We start from the raw sequence: 16,773 nt of genomic DNA on the forward strand, positions 1-16,773 counted from the left end.
CCGCACTTGCTTATGGGTGGCCATGCTCGTGCCCATCATCGGCGCACGACGTCTGCTCGATCTGAAGGGTGACCTCCTCGATCGAGAACAACTCGTCCAGCATGACACTCAGTTCTTGCCTGACCTGATCAACGGATTGGCTAGCGTCCGTCAGCACCACGTGCGCAGTGAGCACCGGGCGCTTACTCGACACCGACCAAATATGCAGGTCATGCACCTGGGCAACATTGCGGTTGTTCCTCAGCGCTGCTCGCACATCGTCAACGCGTATCTCCGACGGCGCCCCTTGCATTAGCACATGTGATGCAGCCCTCAACAACGTCCAAGTCCGCGGCAACACCCACAGACCAATAGCTACAGCGATGATCGGATCGACAAGCGTCCAGCCGGTGAATCGAATCACTATTGCGCCTGCGATCACGCCGACCGAACCAAGCATGTCGCTCCAAACCTCAAGGTAGGCTCCCTTGACGTTGAGCGAGTCACCACTACCTGCCTTCAGCAGGCGCATCGAGATCAGGTTGACCACCAGACCAAGCACCGCTATGACCAACATGCCGCTGGACGCCACCTCGGGAGGTTGCCGGAAACGCCCTACCGCCTCCCACAAGATGTATCCCGCGACAAGAAAAAGTAGGCCACCGTTGATGAGCGCACCCAGGGCCTCCATTCGCGCATAGCCATAGGTATTGCGAGCGTCAGCAGGTCGCTTAGCCATGCGCACGGCGAATAGTGAAACTCCCAGCGCAATGACATCGGTCATCATGTGGGCGGCGTCGGATAGCAGGGCGAGACTGTTGGTGACCAGGCCGCCAACCACTTCAGCGACCATGAACGTGGCAGTCAAGCCGAGCGCCCACCATAGCGGCTTCTCGAACTTGACCTCGGAGACACCGTGATCGTGGTTTCCACTCATTTGAATTCTCCAAAGGGGCAGGCTCTTGGCCTGCCCCATTGATGGTCCCGCCCAGCCAGAGGGCGTGATAGGGTTCGACATCAAGAAGTGCGCGGACGACCCGGGAACTTTCCGTGCACCCACCGATACAGCACCGGCAGCACCACCAGGGTCAGCAAGGTTGAGGAGATGATTCCACCAATGACCACCGTCGCAAGTGGCCGCTGCACCTCAGACCCTGCCCCCACGTTCAGAGCCATCGGCACGAATCCCAACGAGGCAACCAAAGCGGTCATCAGCACCGGTCGAAGGCGACTCAGCGCACCTTCCCGGACTGCGTCAGCCAGGCCAGAACCAGACTCTCTCAGTGACTTGATAAAGCTGATCAAGACCAATCCGTTCAGCACTGCAACGCCAGAGAGCGCAATGAATCCGATACCCGCTGAAATCGAGAGCGGGATTCCGCGCAGGGTCAGCGCGAGCACGCCACCAGTCAGCGCAAGTGGCACGCCGCTGAAAACGATCGCAGCATCCTTTGCCGAACCGAAGGCCATGAACAGCAGTGCGAAGATCAAGATCAGCGTGACCGGCACCACGATGGCCAGGCGCTTGCTCGCCGAAATCAGCTGCTCGAAGCTTCCGCCGTATTCAACCCAATAGCCACTGGGGACTTGCACCTTGCTACTAATCTGGCTTTGTAGTTCGGTGACGAAACCACCCAGGTCACGATCGCGCACATTGGCGGTTACCGCGATACGGCGCTTGCCGTTGTAGCGGTTGATCTGGTTCGCGCCCTCGCTGGCTACAACCTTGGCAACTTCTTTAAGGGGCACCGTCCTGGCCGAATCATCCGTTTGACCGCCCGTGCCTGCAGGTAGGGGAATCGGCAGGTTTTCGAGCGCAGCGGGGTCCTGTCGCAGCGACTCGGGCAAGCGAACCACCAGGTCGAAGCGGCGATCACCCTCGAATAGCTTTCCTGCCACCTCTCCGCCAACCGCCGTAGACACCGTGCGTTGAACATCGTCCGCGCTCAGACCGTAAACCGCCAACGCACGGCGATTGGGCTCTATCGTCAACAGAGGCAAGCCGCTGGCCTGCTCCACGCGCACATCCGCTGCACCAGGAACGGTCTTCGCAACCTGCTCGATCTGCTGCCCGATCTTCAGCAGCGAATCCAGGTCATCGCCGTAGACATTGATAGCAACGTCGGCGCGCACACCTGAGATCAGCTCATTAGTGCGCATCTGGATGGGCTGACTGAACTCGTAGTTGTTGCCCGGGATCGTTGCCACGATCTTTTCCACTTCGGCGACCAAGTCGGCTTTCAGCTTCGTAGGATTCGGCCATTCTTCACGCGGCTTGACCATAACGAAGGTGTCTGCCACCGATGGCGGCATCGGATCGGATGCCACCTCGGAAGTGCCGATCTTGGAGAAGATACGCTCGATCTCTGGCACCTTCGCCAGACGCTCTTCCAACACTCGTTGCATGCCGATCGATTGGGTCAAGCTGGTCCCAGGAATGCGCATTGCCTGGAGCGCGAAATCGCCCTCATCCAGGCTGGGCACGAACTCACTCCCCAGGCGCGTGGCAACGAGCCCACTCACGCCCAGCAGGACAATGGCAGCAACGCCGATCAAGGCGCCACGGCGTAGACTGAAGTCCAGGAGTGGTTCGTAGCCTCGGCGCATCCAAGCCATGAGGCGGTTCTCCTTCTCCTCTACCTTGCCCCCTAGCGCCAATGCAATCGCCGCTGGCACGAACGTCAGCGAGAGGATCATGGCGCCGGTTAGTGCCAGCACCACGGTAATTGCCATCGGGTGGAACATCTTCCCTTCGACACCTGTCAACGCGAAGATCGGCAGATAGACGGCAGTGATGATGCCCAGACCGAAAAGGCTAGGACGAATCACCTCGGCGGTGGCACTCGCGGTTTCTTCGAAGCGCTCCGCCAGTGTCATCTGACGGCCAAGGTGATGTTGCCTTTCGCCGAACCGACGCAGGCAGTTCTCAATGATGATCACTGCGCCGTCCACGATGAGGCCAAAGTCCAAGGCACCCAGGCTCATCAAGTTAGCCGACACGCCGCCACGCGCCATTCCGGTAAGAGTGAACAACATCGCGAGGGGGATCACTAACGCCGTGATCAACGCCGCGCGGAAGTTGCCCAGAAGCAGGAACAAGATGACGATGACCAGCAACGCACCTTCGGTAAGGTTCTTGGCGACCGTGCCGATCGTGCGATCAACCAGGACCGTGCGGTCATAGACGGGGGTGGCTGTCACTCCCTTCGGCAAACTCTTCTCCGCCTCTTTCAGCCGCGCCGCAGCAGCCTGTGAGACGTCTCGACTATTCGAGCCCACGAGCATAACGACGGTGCCCAGGACAACCTCGTGGCCATTCTGGGTCGCCGCGCCGCTACGCAGTTCCGCTCCATCTGCAACCTGTGCGATATCTTGGACGCGGATGACTGCACCGCTGCGATTGGCCACGACGATCTGCTCAATCTGCGGAATATCAGCGACCTGGGCCGGCATGCGGACCAGAAACTGCTGACCATTCCGTTCGATGTAGCCGGCGCCGACGTTTTGATTGTTAGCCTGCAGCGCTTGGACGACGTCCTCCAGGGTCAGGTTCAAGGAACGCAACCTGGCCGGATCAGGCGTGACGTGCACTTCGCGCTTGTAGCCACCGAGCGTATTCACCTCAGTGACGCCTGCCACATTGCGCAGCTGCGGGCGGATGACCCAATCTTGTAGCGTCCGCAGATCTGTGGCCGTATACGGGCTTCCGTCAGGCTTACGAGCCTTCGGGTCAGCATCGATGGTGTAGGAGAAGATCTCACCCATACCGGTGGCGATCGGCCCCAGGGTTGGTTCGATTCCGTCAGGTATCTGCGATTTAACCTGCTGAAGCCGTTCTGCTACCTGCTGCCTCGCAAAGTAAATGTCGGTGCCATCCTTGAACACCACGGTGATCTGCGACAAGCCATATCGCGAGATCGACCTGAAGTAGTCCATCTTCGGCAACCCTGCCATTGCCGTTTCAACCGCGTAGGTGATGCGCTGCTCGGCTTCCAGCGGAGAGTAGCCGGGAGCAGAGGTGTTCACCTGCACCTGGACGTTAGTGATGTCCGGCGTGACGTCGATCGGCAGCTGTTTGAAGCTCCAAACACCGACCGCCATCAGCACAACAGTTAGGGTCATCATCAACCAGCGGTAGCTGACCGACGCCCTTATCATTTTCTCAAGCATGTCGGTCTCCTTAGTGCTCGTGCGACGCACCGGACTTTTCGATGTCCGCCTTGATGAGATAGCTCTGCTCGACGACAACCTCCTCGCCAGCCTGCAAGCCCTCAATCACCTCGACCACTCGTGCGTCACCCTCACCCAGCGTCACTGCGCGCGCCGTGTATACATCGCCCTTTCGAACAAACACCGAGTCGTGACCGTCCATGGTCTGAACGGCCCCGCGCGGAACAACCACTGCCGCATCGCGGGTGAGCGTTGCGATCTTGCCCGTAACTGCTGTGCCAGGACGCCATTGTTGGTCGGAGTTATCCAGGGTCACTCGCGCGACCGTGCTTTGCGATGCGCTCGTCGTGCCCGGTAGCACGCTGTCAACCGTGCCGGATATCTGCTTCCCGTCGTAGAGTCGTTCCAGACTGACGGACTGGCCGGGCCGCACATCAATGATCTGACGGCCGAAGACAGCGAGATCAGCCCAGACGCGGGCGAAGTTCGCCACTTCGAACAGAGTCTGCCCCTCAGCTGCACCGCCGCCGGTCTGAGCTTGCCGACTCAACACCACGCCCGCGATTGGCGACGCCACTCCGTATACGCTCAGGCTCAAATTGCTTTCGATGCTGGCCAGGTTCTGTCCTGCCGACACTTTGTCGCCGACGTTGACTCGAAGCGCCGTGACACGTCCCGGGTAGCGCGCGCTCACCTGCGCCACGCTTCCATCGATTGCCCGAACTACTCCTTGAACTTCCATTTCGTTGGAGACTTGGCCAGACGCCACTACAGCGACCTTGACGCCATTAGCATCAGCGTCTGCCCGAGTTATTGACGTTGACTCCGGAGCTTCTTCCTCATGTTCGCTAGGCTTTTCGCCCATTTCCTTCTCAGGTTCCGCGGCCGCGTCCGTTGGAGCCGCAGAGTTTCCGCACGCAATCAGGGACAGCAGGAGGGCCATCGCCAGCACGGTCATCGAGATCGAGTTCTTCATTGGGAGGAAATTTCCGTGTTGGTGGCGTCCTGCGCCTGGACAATTGGCTGACCCAGCAACCGCTGGACTTCGATCAGGGAGGATTGCGCCGAGAGAGCAGCATCAAGCTGGCGGCGGCGAGCCTGGACACGCTGGTCCTGGAGAAGTGCCCACTCCATGTAGCTGATTGCACCAGCACGCCATGCGCGGTCGGCAGCAGCTTCAGCCTTCGCGAGTCGTGGGAGAACGTCGCTCCGTATCCTTCCCACCTCCAACTGCGCGGTCGAGTAATCGCCATAGGCGGTCGCCAGGGCTGCGTTCATGCCAACCAGCAGGGACTCGCGCTCCACATTGGTCAGCGCCAGCTCCGCCTCCGCCGCACGGATACCCGCTTGCGCGCGACGCGTCGAACCAAGGGGGATGCTGAAGCCGGCTAACACGCCGACGTCGTTGCCGCTACGGAAAGCGCGGCCGCCTACCTGCCACTGGATGTCGGGCGTGGCATCACTGCGGGCCAAACGCACCTGGGCCTCACGAATACGCGCATCACCTGCAAGTTGTGCCAACTCCGGGGTTCGCTCCAGCATTCCACTTAGGCTGGCGAAGTCCTCCAGTTTCGGAAGTTCCATCGGATCGCCTGTCACGGCACCATGAGCCGGAACGCGGCTGTTCCACAGGGAGGAAAGCGCTTGGCGCGCTGCTGCCTCCGCCTGGCCCGCGCGATCACGATCCAACTCTGCCTCGGCCAATGCAGCCTGCGCGGTTAGAACTACAGACTCGGGGGATGCGCCTGCCGCAAGACGCCGTTTCGCTGCGTCGACCGTCCTACGGCGTTGTTCGATATCCAGGTCTGCAATATCGCGCTGACGAATGGCAGCGGTTACCGCGAGATAACGGCGTGCCGTCTCCGCCAGGAGATCCAGACGCACGACTTCGCGCTGCGGAGCAAGCTTGTCGATATTGGCCTGGGCAACCGCCCTTCGTGCATCTAGCTTTCCACCGCGCTCGAGCACCCCAGCCAGAGTGACCGTGACCTCAGTCTGGTCGAATGCGCGGTAGGCGCCTGTCCCTAGTGCGTTCTCGACTGTAGCGCCCAAGGTAAGCGGCGGCTTTAGGCTCGCGGAGTCGTAGTTCGCCTGAAGGACAGCGCGGCTTCCATCGACAAGCCGCAGATCAGGGTGGGTTTCGGCGACGCGTTCGATCGCCTGTTGAAGTGTCAATGTCTGACTAGGCGCCCGTTCCTGCGCATAAATCGCAGGCACGAAGGCGCAAGCGGCCAATGCCGCCAATCGCAACCACATGGGAATTCTCCGATAGATTCGTAACAGAAACCGCCCAACTGGGCGGCAATTCAGTTACAGACCGATCGGGGGACGAATGTCCGAAGCGGAGATTTCCGCGATGTTTGGCAACAGCACCGAACTCTGTGTATTGCAGCCCTGGACCGCTGCTACGATCAGCTCAGCCCCGGCAAGAATAGCGGTTAGGTGGCCACAGCAGTGCGAGGCATGCATCAATGCATGCATCAGATCGCCCCCATTGCCGTCCTCATCATGCGCTGCGGCCTGCATCAGCTCTTTGGGCTCACCGCCGTCATGGATATGTTCAGCGACACCTCGCACAGCTTCATGCAGGTCGCCCACCGCGGCGAATACAGGATTGATGACCGTCGCAAGCAGCAACAGCACTAGCGCCGAAAGGCGCAGGTAGCGACGTGCACGGGACGCGAAGCGGGTCATAGGTATAAGGATATATGCCGCTGTCGATGTTAGACAATTTCGTTCATAAGGTTACAAATATATAAGGCCCGCGTGCGCGGTAGCTGATTTATTACCTGGAGAGCGAAATGGGCGAGAGTTGTGGATGCGGGAAGGTCGTGGACGTTGCGGCGATGCACTCCAAGCAGCGTCGCGTCCTCACGGTGGTGCTGGCCATCAACCTGATCACCTTCGCCATGATGCTTGCTGCGGCGTGGGTTAGCCACTCCTCGTCGCTACTCTCCGGTGGACTGGACAACCTGGGCGACGCCCTGACCTACGCGATCAGCCTTGCGGTCGTGGGCGCTTCGACCCGAGCCAAAGCTAGGGTCGCCCTCTTCAAGGGATTCTTAATCCTCGCGGCGGCGGCCGCCGTCGGTGCGCAGATCATCTGGCGGCTGCAGAACCCGGCGACACCGCTGTTCGAAGGCATGGGGCTGGCTGCGGTGCTGAACCTCGCCGCTAATGCCTGGTGCCTGGTGCTGCTCAACCCCTATCGCAACGGCGACATCAACCTGTCGTCGGCGTGGGAGTGCTCGCGAAACGATATCTACGAAGGCTTCGCGGTCGTGTTGGCCGCAGCCTGCGTATGGCTCTTCGGTGCAGGCTGGCCTGATCTGCTGATCGCCGCTGGGCTGCTTGTGCTGTTCTTGCGCTCAGCTTCGCGCGTGCTGAAGTCAGCTTGGCGTGAGAACCGTTTGATAACCTTGCCAGCGCCCTAGTTCTGTTGGTTGTTCTCATCAGGAAAGTCCGCTTGCGGCGAATTGAAGCCGACGCCTTGATGTCCCCTTTGGGTCGGTAGGAGCCACCTTCTCCGATCAATCTCGCCACGACTGGGTGTTAATTCAAGCATCCAGTTCATTTGGCGGCGGTGTCCAATGCCGTTGCCGATGAGGGTCCAGTTAACTGGCCTTTCGTACTCACTCAAGTACTGGGTTTTGCGCTCAGCAGCTGCGGGTATTGCGCCGCAGTCTGCAGGACTAGGCGCTGCAGGTTCGGCACGCCTGTCAGGATCGCGGCCTGCATTGCGGTGAACACCAGCAGCCCATTGATGTTCAACAGAACATTGAACAGCAGTTCCGACGAAAGCCCGGACCTGTGGCTTGAAATCGCATGAATACCTGCGTGGGCATAGGAATTGAGCGCCTGCCAGTTGTAGGCCTTGAATTCGACCAAGGTTTCCAGCGGCTCCGGCGGCGCCTTCCCTACCAGGGCATCCATCATCTTGGCGGTGGTGGGCAAATGCTTGGCTGCCTGCTCGCTTCCCGCAGTGAGGTCGGCGCCAAGCTTGCCAACCTGCTCATCGCTTGCCGCGTAAAGCACCCAAACTGCGCGCAGGACGGCTTCGAACTGGGCTCGATGTAGCATCGCAGCAGAGGGCAGAAGGCCGCAGGCCAGCGCCAGCTTTGCTCCTTCGCCGTGCTCAAAGGCAAGCGAACACGACAAGTTGGAGACCCTGAACCGCTCACGCTCATCATAGATCGGCCGGGCCACGAGCTGGATCACGTTGCCGGCGAGCGCATGGGATTGATCGAACAGCGTGTCCAAGTCCATCTATCGCAGGTCTCATTTTCAAGGATGCCAAGTACACCAGAGGACGATAAATCAGGTGGCAATGATCGGCACGCTGGGTCATGCTTACGTCTTACAAGGACGCATCGAGCATTAGCAGCTGGCATCGTGGCAACTACCGATGCTTTCGTCCCGTGCTTGCTCTACTCCGCTGCGCAGTGTGGGGACATCTGCTGATGCATGCAGCCATTCGGCCAAGTCGGTGCACTACATGGAGGTGAAAGTTGTTTCAAGCCGAAAAGTTGGGCCTAGCAATTCTCATTGCTGGTCTGTGTTTAACGCCTAGCGCGTTCGCAGCTGAAGACGTTACCCACAAGACCGTCAACGAAAAGATGGGATATCAGAGTTCGTCAGCAGGCGAGCCCCTGAGTGATCTTGGTGCTCAAGTGACGATGTCGGCTGCTCATGCCGATGGAAAAGCATATGGCGGGATCATTTATCGGACCAGCCCTCGCCCCTGGGTCAACAAGCTTGTACAACTGTCTGCGCTAGTTACGTCAACGCCAGGTGCAATGCCGGCAATGTGGTTGAGGGCAGACGGAAGTTCGGGAAAACCTCTCAGGTTCGTCACTTCGGCAGGTTCGGACGTCCCTACTGACGGCCATCTCAGCGTTGACTTGCGAATTCCTCCGGATGCGACAAGCATTGCATTCGGTGTTGTTATGCATGGGCCTGGAAGTACAACAGCAATGGGTCTCAAGCTTGTGGAAACCGAGGACACTCTGCAAGGAAGTTCAGCAAGCGCAAAGCAAGTCTACGATGCAGCACTCCAGGTCGTCTTGGAGAGCGCCTACTGGGCAAGCAACCTCAGCAAGAATCTATTTGACTCCAAGCCTGAATTATCAGGTGAAGCGGGCTCGGGCTATCAGGCTCAGAAAGCAATACAAGCGCTTTTGCGAGAGCTCAATGACTCCCATAGCTTCTATCAGAGTGCTGAGGTGGCGCGCCATTACTCCAAGTCTGGTGGCGATCCGGGCGCGGCTGAGGTGAAGCTAATGGACGGAGGTGTCGGCTATGTTTCAGTGCCGACCGTCCCTGGTTCTAATCGTGATCTAGCTAAGAAGTTCGCAGATCAGATCGGCCAACAGCTGAAGGATCTCAACGGCAGCGCTCGTTGCGGCTGGATTGTTGATCTGAGGAAAAATCGTGGGGGCAGTATGTGGCCCATGATCTCAGCGCTCAGTATTTTCTTTGACGAAGAGCGATTGGGAGGATTTAAATATCGCAATGGCGACATCAACTGGTGGTCCATCCAGTCTCCGCTGGTGACTTTCGTCTCCGGCGTATCGGATGCAAAGGATGCGCGGATTGCCGTTCTACTGGGGCCGAGAACTAGCAGTTCGGGTGAAGCAACCGCTTTGGCATTCATTGGAAGGAAGGACACGCGGAGCTTTGGCGCTCCGACCAGTGGACAAGCGAGTGCAAACAGGAAATTCACGCTTCCTGATAGCAGTGCCATCTATCTGACCACAGGCATTGACGTGGACCGATCAGGTCACGAAGTTGGAGCACGTATCGTTCCAGACGTGCTTCTACCCAACGACATTGTGTCCAACAGTGCGGTGCCTCAAGACGCCATAACGTGGCTGACTTCTTCTTGCGTTAAGTGATTAGCGAGAGTTTTCGTTATCGGCCACGGTCTACAGATCAGACACGATGACGACTATCGGCCGCCAGAAGCAGATCTCAGTACGTCGCGAATGCTCGATCAGCATAGCGACTCCGTTCTCCTATTTATCGGCGCTAGCTGCAACGTCATAAGCTTCCAGCGCGCGCAGCGAGAACACGTAGGCAGCTCCAGCGTTGACTTGTATAGCGGTAGCCAAAGCCTGCGCCAATTCTTCCTCGCTGGCGCCTGCATTTTGTGCCGCTTGAGTGTGGGTACCGATGCAGCCATCGCAGCGAAGCGTTATGGCGACCGCCACGGCGATCAGCTCACGCGTCTTGGGGTCGAGTGCGTCGGACGCTGCCGTAGCAGCACTGAGCCCCTGGTAAGCACCGAGCATCTTTGGGTGCTTCTTGCCTAAGCGTCCGAACGCTTTGGTGACTGCAGGGACATAGTCGGACCAATTGAGCAGCATCGCTTTGCTCCTTTGAGTGAAAGAAGTGACGTGCGCCCTGAGGGTGGTATGACACGGTGGTGGATGGGAGGGGACATCCGCCGCCGCTGCGATTAACCACAGGACGCACGTCGATTGAACAAGGTGGGTGCCTGGACTTCTCAGCTTCCAGCCATGGGACGCAGTCAGGCCCTCGCGAACTCAAGCAGGTCGGCGTTGAACTGCGCGGCGTGGGTGATGGTCAGGCCATGCGGGGCACCGGTGTAGATCTTCAGGCGTGCGTCCTTGACGATCTCGGCCGAGAGCTTGCCCGAGGCATCGATCGGCACGATCTGGTCGTCGTTGCCGTGGATCACCAGGGTCGGCTTGTCGATCTTCTTCAGGTCGGCGGTGTAGTCGACTTCGGAGAACTCGCGCACGCAGTCGTACTGGCCCTTCACGCCACCGGCCATGCCCTGCAGCCAGAAGCTGTCGCGCATGCCTTGAGTGACCTTGTTGCCGTCGCGGTTGGCGCCGAAGAACGGTCCGCTAAGATCCTGATAGAACTGCGAGCGGTCGCCTGCCACGCCGGCACGGATGCTGTCGAACACCTCGATCGGTGTCCCATTTGGGTTGGCATCGGTCCTAAGCATCAGCGGCGGCACCGCACCGACCAGGACCATCTTGGCCACGCGCTTGCTGCCATGGCGGCCGACGTAGTGGCTGATCTCGCCACCGCCAGTGGAATGGCCAACCAGAATCGCGTCGGTGACGTTAGCCGCTTCCAGCACCGCGGCTAGGTCGTCGGCGTAGGTGTCCATGTCGTTGCCGGCCCAGGTCTGGCTGGAGCGGCCGTGGCTGCGGCGGTCATGGGCGATCACGCGATAGCCGTGCTGACCCATGAATAGGATCTGCGGGTCCCAGGCATCGGATGACAGCGGCCAGCCATGCGCGAACACGATGGGCTGGCCGGTGCCCCAATCCTTGAAGAAGATCCGGGCGCCGTCTTTGACGGTTACGAATTCGGACATCACACACTCCTGTGGGGGGGGGGGCATTGCATCAGTTCGATTGGACGCGGTAACGCGTGGGCACTTCGCTGCGCGAGAGGTTGGGCGCCATGGCACGGCGTGCAGCATGCATTGCCTCGAACTGGCCGGCATCAGGCAACGGTGGGATGGTCACGGGCTCCTTGCGATCGAAACCGACCAGTGCAGCATCCACCATGTCTCCAACTTCCATCAGGAACCCAGGGGGAAATTCGTCCATATCGCGCCCGGCCTTGCCCCACAGTTCGGTGCGCGTGGCGCCAGGCAGTACGGCCTGGATCTGCACGCCCTGCGGGCCAAGCTGAGCGGCCATGGCCTGACTGAGGTTGAGCAGGTAAGCCTTGGTCCCGCTGTAGATGCCCTCGAACATCTCCGGCGCCAGCGCAAGCACCGAGGACAGGTTGACGATGCCGCCATGGCCGCGTGCAACAAATACCTTTGCCGCGACGGCCGCCAAGCGCGTGGGCGCGGTGACGTTCAAGGCGATGATGCGTACGAATTCCTCTGCCCCGTTCTCCAGCAAGCCGCCCTTGAGCGACATGCCGGCATTGTTGACCAGCAGCGTGACGTCGCCCTGCTGCAGGCGGTGCTCGACAGCCGTGACGTCATTCGGCTGGGTGAGGTCGGCAGGCAGGATTTCGACGTCTGGGGCCCCGGCCTGCCTTAGCGCGCTGACCTGGGCCTGCATGCGTGCTTGGTCGCGTGCCACCAGGATCAGGCGATAGCCACGTCTGGCCAGGCGATCGGCATACACCGCGCCGATCCCCGTCGAAGCACCAGTGATCAGCGCGGTCTGCACATCAGATGACATTGAGGACTCCTATGTGGCTGCGGATCAACATCAGCGATTGACGTTCACCAGGGTGCGTCCCTTGCGGCTCCCGCCCAGCATCTGCCTTGCCGTATCCGGCACCGCGTCGAGCGGGATTTCGCTGAGCGTAGACGCCAGCAGGTTCAGGTCTAGATCGGATGCAAGCCGCTTCCACGCCTGCTCGCGCAGTCCGTGCGGCGCCTGCACCGAATCGATGCCGGCGAGGGTGACCCCGCGCAGGATGAAGGGCAGCACCGTGGCTGGCAGTTCGCGCCCTCCGACAAAGCCGCAGGTAGTGACGGCACCGCGATACGACGTCTGCGCAAGCACATTCGCCAAGGTCTGCCCACCGACCGAGTCAATCGCGCCGGCCCAGCGCTCGGCCGCCACCGGCGGCCCGGGCTGGCTGAGCTTTTCGCGGGCAATGACCTCGGCGGCGCCCAGCTTCCTGAGATAGTCTGCTTCGGCTGGCTTGCCTGAAGATGCCACCACGCGATAGCCCAGCGCGGCCAGTAGTGCGATGGCGACCGAACCGACGCCGCCAGTGGCACCGGTGACCAGGACCTCGCCGCGCGCCGGCGTGAGTCCGGCCTGCTCCAGCGCCAGCACGCTGAGCATCGCTGTTAGGCCCGCCGTCCCGATAGCCATGGCATTGCGCGTGTCAATGGCGTCAGGCAGGTTGATCAGCCAGTCGCCCGGAACGCGGGCACGCTGGGCAAATCCGCCATTGTGGGTCTGGCTCAGGTTCCAGCCAGTGGCGACCACGGAATCGCCAGGCTTGAAGTGCGGGTCCTGCGAAGCCGTCACGGTGCCGGCAAAATCGATCCCCGGCACCAATGGGAAGGACTGGATGATGTTGAATCCTGCGAGCGCGATAGCATCCTTGTAATTGAGGTTGGACCACGCGATGTCCACGTCGACATTTCCGTCGACCAACGCGTCGTCCTGCAGGGTTTCCAACTTAGTGGTGACTTCGCCCTCGGATGAGCGCGAAGCGAGCAAGGCACGAAAGGACATTCGGCGAGCGCCTGTGTTGTAAGCGATCGCCGAACTATAGGATTGCAGGATGCGCTTCGTAAGAACGCACAAATTGCATCGCAACTATCATTTTTGTAAGTACACCCCACTGCACCACGCGAGGTTTCCCCATGCGCCTAAGACAACGCAATCCTAAGAGCGGCTGTGCCGTGGAACTTACGGTGTCGCTGATCAGCGGCATCTGGAAGCCAATCCTGCTCTTCCACATCCTCACGGAGAAACGTCGCTTCATGGAGTTGTGTCGTTTGGTCCCCGACGCGACCCAGCGCATGCTGACCCTGCAGCTGCGCGAGCTTGAGGCGGACGGGCTTGTGATCCGGCATGTCTATCCGGAGGTCCCGCCTCGCGTTGAATATGAAGCCACACCGCTCGCGCGCACCTTGATCCCACTCCTGTACGACCTACGCGCGTGGGGTGAGCGATATCAAGCAAAGCAGGTGAAGCAAGAATCTCTTCGTTCGGAAAAAGAGGATGTCGATTCCGCGATGTTGGACGGCATCACCTAGGACAAGCTGAGCAAACCGCGACCGCCATGTTGACTCCGCGGTCGCTGTCGATTTCCGGTGCTGCTCACACGGTCCGCTATCGGCCAGAAGCGGACCTCGGCCATGAAGGCAGCAGAAGGAATCAAGACAACGCCCTTCCCAGGTATCCACGCCATGGCATTTTTGTCCGAACCCGGCCATTCAAAAGCCTAGTTGAAAGCCGGCTCAGGCAGGACATATTTGTCCTGCAATTCAAAGGGAAATTGTTGTCGCGAGCTCTGGCGAACAGGCTTGCCCTCTAGCGAGGCAGGTCTGAATTTCCAAGTTCTTATGGCACGCAGGGAAGCTTCAGAGAATGCCAAGTTGGTAGCTGACTCAACCACAGGATCGACGACAGATCCGCTCTCATCGATGGTGAAAACTACTGTTGCCTGACCGGTTACGTCAAATCCGATGAGCTCCAGTGGATAGACCGGGGCTTCGCCGGCCAGAAGTTCAGGCAGTCTGTCGCAACGTCCAGAGTCACAGTAGTGCTCTAGGCCCTGGGCTTCCATCATCTTGTTGTAGACGGCAACATCTACAGGCGTGCCATTAGGCGTTTCAACCGAGAACCTGTAATCGACCGGCATAGCACTCCCGGCTAAGCTTGCGGTTTCTTGGTGTCCTAGTGCAGCGGCGCACAAAGGAAGCATGACTCCGAGAATCGCGAGAGGAAATATTTGAATGCGATACGATTCACTTTTCTTGCGCAAATTTGGAGGTTGCGCGCCTATGACATTTGCCGTTCGCATTTCCCAAGAATCCTTTTGTGGGCTGCAGATTGAATGATCTCGATCTCAGATTTCCTGAAACATTCATCTAACCGAGGGATGCTTTATGGGCCCGATGCTGCCACGACATCAAGACGGCCGCCAACGGCTAGATGTGGACTTTTGCCAACGATTGAGTGACGCCAGGCCACGAAGCAGCGTCGGCATGAGAGGAATGTTGGCTGTTATTCCCGCCACCAAGCGACCTGATGCTTGGCTTGATCCCAATACAGGTGGATCGGGTCACACTCGCCGTCGTCCAGGACAAGGCCTCTCGCGGAGGTGTTTTTCCGGCATCCCTCATGAGCGCCCTGACCAGAAGTCTCAGGGGCACACTCCAACTTCTCCACCTCCAGCGTGACAGGAAGACTGCATATCGCGTCTTGGCGGCCTGGATCTACACCGAAAGAGAGCTTCTGCCGACCGCCAGCGAGCGTCGGACCTCGCACCAGTACTGCGACCTCGCCGGGGTGTTGCTGCAGCTCGACCATTTCGGCTTTGCCATCGCCATCCAGGTCGACCTGAAGTGCATCGCCTACTCGGGCAGCACCAGTCGCCGTGAGTAGCGCGAGACATGATCCAAGGAGTGCTGGCAGCCTTTTCATGACACTTAACAATCTAAGACCTGGATTCAGGAGAATAGTGTTGGAAACGCTGCAAGTCCGCTCCGGCTCGAATCCTTTCATGGTGCAAAGATACTCTATTGCGCGGCCAGCCCTCCTTTCTGTGACTTCGAGTTCTTGCATTGCTTAGCAGTGTCTACCGCCCCGTACAATCGATTCCTACAGAGATCTCGGGTCTTACTGGCCCGTGCGGTCCTGCATCTGTCTGGTTGGTGCTGACACGCTACGGAATAGATGCCAGTCCAAAGGAAGTTATTGAACGCTGTCGCTACACAGACACCATTGGCTGCTATGCGGTTTGCATGGCAGAAGCGCTCCAGCATTTCGGCTTGAAGGTGAGGCTACTTACGGATCCAGACCTTAGCCCCGCTGCCTTGGAAGTTCGCTCCTATCCATCCGTCGATACATGCAGCGCACTCTCCAGCTCTCGGCTGCTTGGCCTCCTAGACTCAAGCAGCAGCGTAATCGTCAGCTATCTGGATCGTGGTGAGGGACATTTCTCGCCGCTGGCAGGGGCCCGGGCCAATAAGCTCCTTTTGCCATACAGCCCCAATGGCGAGATGCTCAAATCGGAGTTTGATAAGAGACGAAGATCTGCTGGAATCTTGCGTCAGGCCGTCATCGCCAGACCTTGAATTCGATCGTCATATGTCCGGCTTCGGGTCGCAAGCAGAAGCTACTCATAGAGCTTTATGCTGGCAATCCTAAGAGTGTCAACTTCAATTTCATACATGGCACCGCCGCCGAGCATCCTTTCGTCGGCATCCTGCTTTAGGGAAAAAACAACGACATAGATTCCGTTCCTTCTAGAAACCCCTATCGAATAATTACGACGGTCATAGACGTACTCGACGAGTGCCTTATTGCTCTCATCGATCGTTATCTGTTCCTGCTGCCGAAACAATTCCTTCTCGAAATTTTCAGCAGCCACCCTTCCCGCGTCAAGTGCCTGGTCGAGGTCTCCAGCCCTTACTGAAAACGCGAAGACGGTGCTGAAAATAGCCCAAAGCCCGAACAAAGCTTTCATTGATACCCTCCGAGCAAGTCTCTATTCTTCAGTCCGCATAGCTATCCGCTTCGGTCGAAAGTTGCCATGCCGGCATGGTGAAGACTAACGGCCAGAAGCAGGCATTAGAGACTCCCACTCATTGCTAGCCCCAACACCTCGAAAAATCCTTCTGCATCGTTCGCGCCAAAGTAGGCGACTTCGCCGACTCCGACTGCTACCGAAAAAATAGATAGCGTTGCGATTAGATAGAGGAAGTGCAGAGGCCACAAGCGTGGGTCAGATTTCCAGCGCAATGCAGCGACAAGCAGGGATCCCCATAGAACGAGGCTGCCAACCGAGTCCTTGGTCAACGTACAGCCCCCGAACCACGCATAAGCCCCTAGCCAATAGCCGCTTGCAGCTGCAGCCAGAGCAAAGCCCAGCGACATGATTTTCACCCAGCGAGGCTTCTGTCGATTACTCATCAGACAAACTTCG

17 protein-coding genes are annotated in these 16,773 nt (G+C 58.9%); 4 read left to right on the top strand and 13 right to left on the bottom strand.

Annotation, left to right across the window (positions count from 1 at the left end):
* Window positions 1–10 precede the first annotated feature (10 nt).
* From BMZ17_RS07575 to BMZ17_RS20885, 5 genes are all read right to left on the bottom strand, one after another.
* On the bottom strand, window positions 11–916 hold the full coding sequence (locus BMZ17_RS07575) for a cation diffusion facilitator family transporter (RefSeq protein ID WP_093137760.1): 906 nt from the start codon (window positions 914–916) through the stop codon (window positions 11–13).
* Between the two features lie 80 nt (window positions 917–996).
* A complete protein-coding gene (locus tag BMZ17_RS07580) occupies window positions 997–4,149 on the bottom strand; it encodes an efflux RND transporter permease subunit (RefSeq protein ID WP_093138105.1) in 3,153 nt (1,050 codons plus the stop codon).
* A gap of 10 nt (window positions 4,150–4,159) precedes the next feature.
* Entirely contained in the window at window positions 4,160–5,125 is a 966-nt protein-coding gene (locus BMZ17_RS07585) for an efflux RND transporter periplasmic adaptor subunit (RefSeq protein WP_093137762.1), read from the bottom strand.
* Window positions 5,122–6,405: a TolC family protein gene (locus tag BMZ17_RS07590; RefSeq protein ID WP_093137765.1), complete on the bottom strand. Its 1,284-nt coding sequence runs from the start codon at window positions 6,403–6,405 to the stop codon at window positions 5,122–5,124. Before BMZ17_RS07590 ends, BMZ17_RS07585 begins: the two co-directional genes overlap by 4 nt.
* Before the next feature lie 54 nt (window positions 6,406–6,459).
* Entirely contained in the window at window positions 6,460–6,843 is a 384-nt protein-coding gene (locus BMZ17_RS20885; RefSeq protein ID WP_139202821.1) for a hypothetical protein, read from the bottom strand.
* A gap of 107 nt (window positions 6,844–6,950) precedes the next feature.
* Here BMZ17_RS20885 and BMZ17_RS07595 point away from each other — a divergent pair, with 107 nt between their 5' ends.
* The gene (locus BMZ17_RS07595; RefSeq protein WP_093137768.1) at window positions 6,951–7,583 is read left to right on the top strand and encodes a cation efflux transmembrane domain-containing protein; all 633 of its coding nucleotides are present in this window, start codon (window positions 6,951–6,953) and stop codon (window positions 7,581–7,583) included.
* Window positions 7,584–7,785: 202 nt separating this feature from the next.
* Here the strand turns inward: BMZ17_RS07595 and BMZ17_RS07600 are convergent, their stop codons facing one another.
* A complete protein-coding gene (locus BMZ17_RS07600) occupies window positions 7,786–8,409 on the bottom strand; it encodes a DUF6988 family protein (RefSeq protein WP_139202822.1) in 624 nt (207 codons plus the stop codon).
* A gap of 248 nt (window positions 8,410–8,657) precedes the next feature.
* Here BMZ17_RS07600 and BMZ17_RS07605 point away from each other — a divergent pair, with 248 nt between their 5' ends.
* Window positions 8,658–10,043: a S41 family peptidase gene (locus tag BMZ17_RS07605; protein WP_093137773.1), complete on the top strand. Its 1,386-nt coding sequence runs from the start codon at window positions 8,658–8,660 to the stop codon at window positions 10,041–10,043.
* A gap of 120 nt (window positions 10,044–10,163) precedes the next feature.
* Here BMZ17_RS07605 and BMZ17_RS07610 read toward each other — a convergent pair whose 3' ends face one another.
* The 4 genes from BMZ17_RS07610 to BMZ17_RS07625 form a co-directional block, all read right to left on the bottom strand.
* The gene (locus BMZ17_RS07610) at window positions 10,164–10,514 is read right to left on the bottom strand and encodes a carboxymuconolactone decarboxylase family protein (protein WP_093137776.1); all 351 of its coding nucleotides are present in this window, start codon (window positions 10,512–10,514) and stop codon (window positions 10,164–10,166) included.
* Window positions 10,515–10,678: 164 nt separating this feature from the next.
* Entirely contained in the window at window positions 10,679–11,503 is an 825-nt protein-coding gene (locus BMZ17_RS07615; RefSeq protein WP_093137779.1) for an alpha/beta fold hydrolase, read from the bottom strand.
* Window positions 11,504–11,534: 31 nt separating this feature from the next.
* Window positions 11,535–12,332 (bottom strand): SDR family NAD(P)-dependent oxidoreductase, encoded by a 798-nt coding sequence (locus BMZ17_RS07620; protein WP_093137782.1) that lies wholly within the window; start codon window positions 12,330–12,332, stop codon window positions 11,535–11,537.
* Window positions 12,333–12,362: 30 nt separating this feature from the next.
* Window positions 12,363–13,349, bottom strand: coding sequence for an MDR family oxidoreductase (locus BMZ17_RS07625; protein ID WP_093137785.1), 987 nt, complete (start codon window positions 13,347–13,349; stop codon window positions 12,363–12,365).
* A 131-nt stretch (window positions 13,350–13,480) separates the two neighbouring features.
* Here BMZ17_RS07625 and BMZ17_RS07630 point away from each other — a divergent pair, with 131 nt between their 5' ends.
* Window positions 13,481–13,876: a winged helix-turn-helix transcriptional regulator gene (locus tag BMZ17_RS07630; protein WP_093137788.1), complete on the top strand. Its 396-nt coding sequence runs from the start codon at window positions 13,481–13,483 to the stop codon at window positions 13,874–13,876.
* A 188-nt stretch (window positions 13,877–14,064) separates the two neighbouring features.
* Here BMZ17_RS07630 and BMZ17_RS07635 read toward each other — a convergent pair whose 3' ends face one another.
* Window positions 14,065–14,646 (bottom strand): energy transducer TonB, encoded by a 582-nt coding sequence (locus BMZ17_RS07635; protein WP_093137790.1) that lies wholly within the window; start codon window positions 14,644–14,646, stop codon window positions 14,065–14,067.
* Between the two features lie 320 nt (window positions 14,647–14,966).
* Between BMZ17_RS07635 and BMZ17_RS07640 the strand changes: the two genes are divergently transcribed.
* The gene (locus BMZ17_RS07640; protein WP_139202823.1) at window positions 14,967–15,230 is read left to right on the top strand and encodes a hypothetical protein; all 264 of its coding nucleotides are present in this window, start codon (window positions 14,967–14,969) and stop codon (window positions 15,228–15,230) included.
* Window positions 15,231–15,963: 733 nt separating this feature from the next.
* On the opposite strand, the gene BMZ17_RS07645 is transcribed toward BMZ17_RS07640, so the two are convergent.
* Together BMZ17_RS07645 and BMZ17_RS20890 are read right to left on the bottom strand one after the other, a co-directional pair.
* The gene (locus tag BMZ17_RS07645) at window positions 15,964–16,314 is read right to left on the bottom strand and encodes a hypothetical protein (protein ID WP_093137794.1); all 351 of its coding nucleotides are present in this window, start codon (window positions 16,312–16,314) and stop codon (window positions 15,964–15,966) included.
* Between the two features lie 104 nt (window positions 16,315–16,418).
* Window positions 16,419–16,760 (bottom strand): hypothetical protein, encoded by a 342-nt coding sequence (locus BMZ17_RS20890; RefSeq protein WP_139202824.1) that lies wholly within the window; start codon window positions 16,758–16,760, stop codon window positions 16,419–16,421.
* Between the last annotated feature and the right edge of the window lie 13 nt (window positions 16,761–16,773).

Origin of the sequence: Pseudoxanthomonas sp. GM95, from assembly GCF_900109775.1 — a bacterium.
Taxonomy (GTDB): domain Bacteria; phylum Pseudomonadota; class Gammaproteobacteria; order Xanthomonadales; family Xanthomonadaceae; genus Pseudoxanthomonas_A.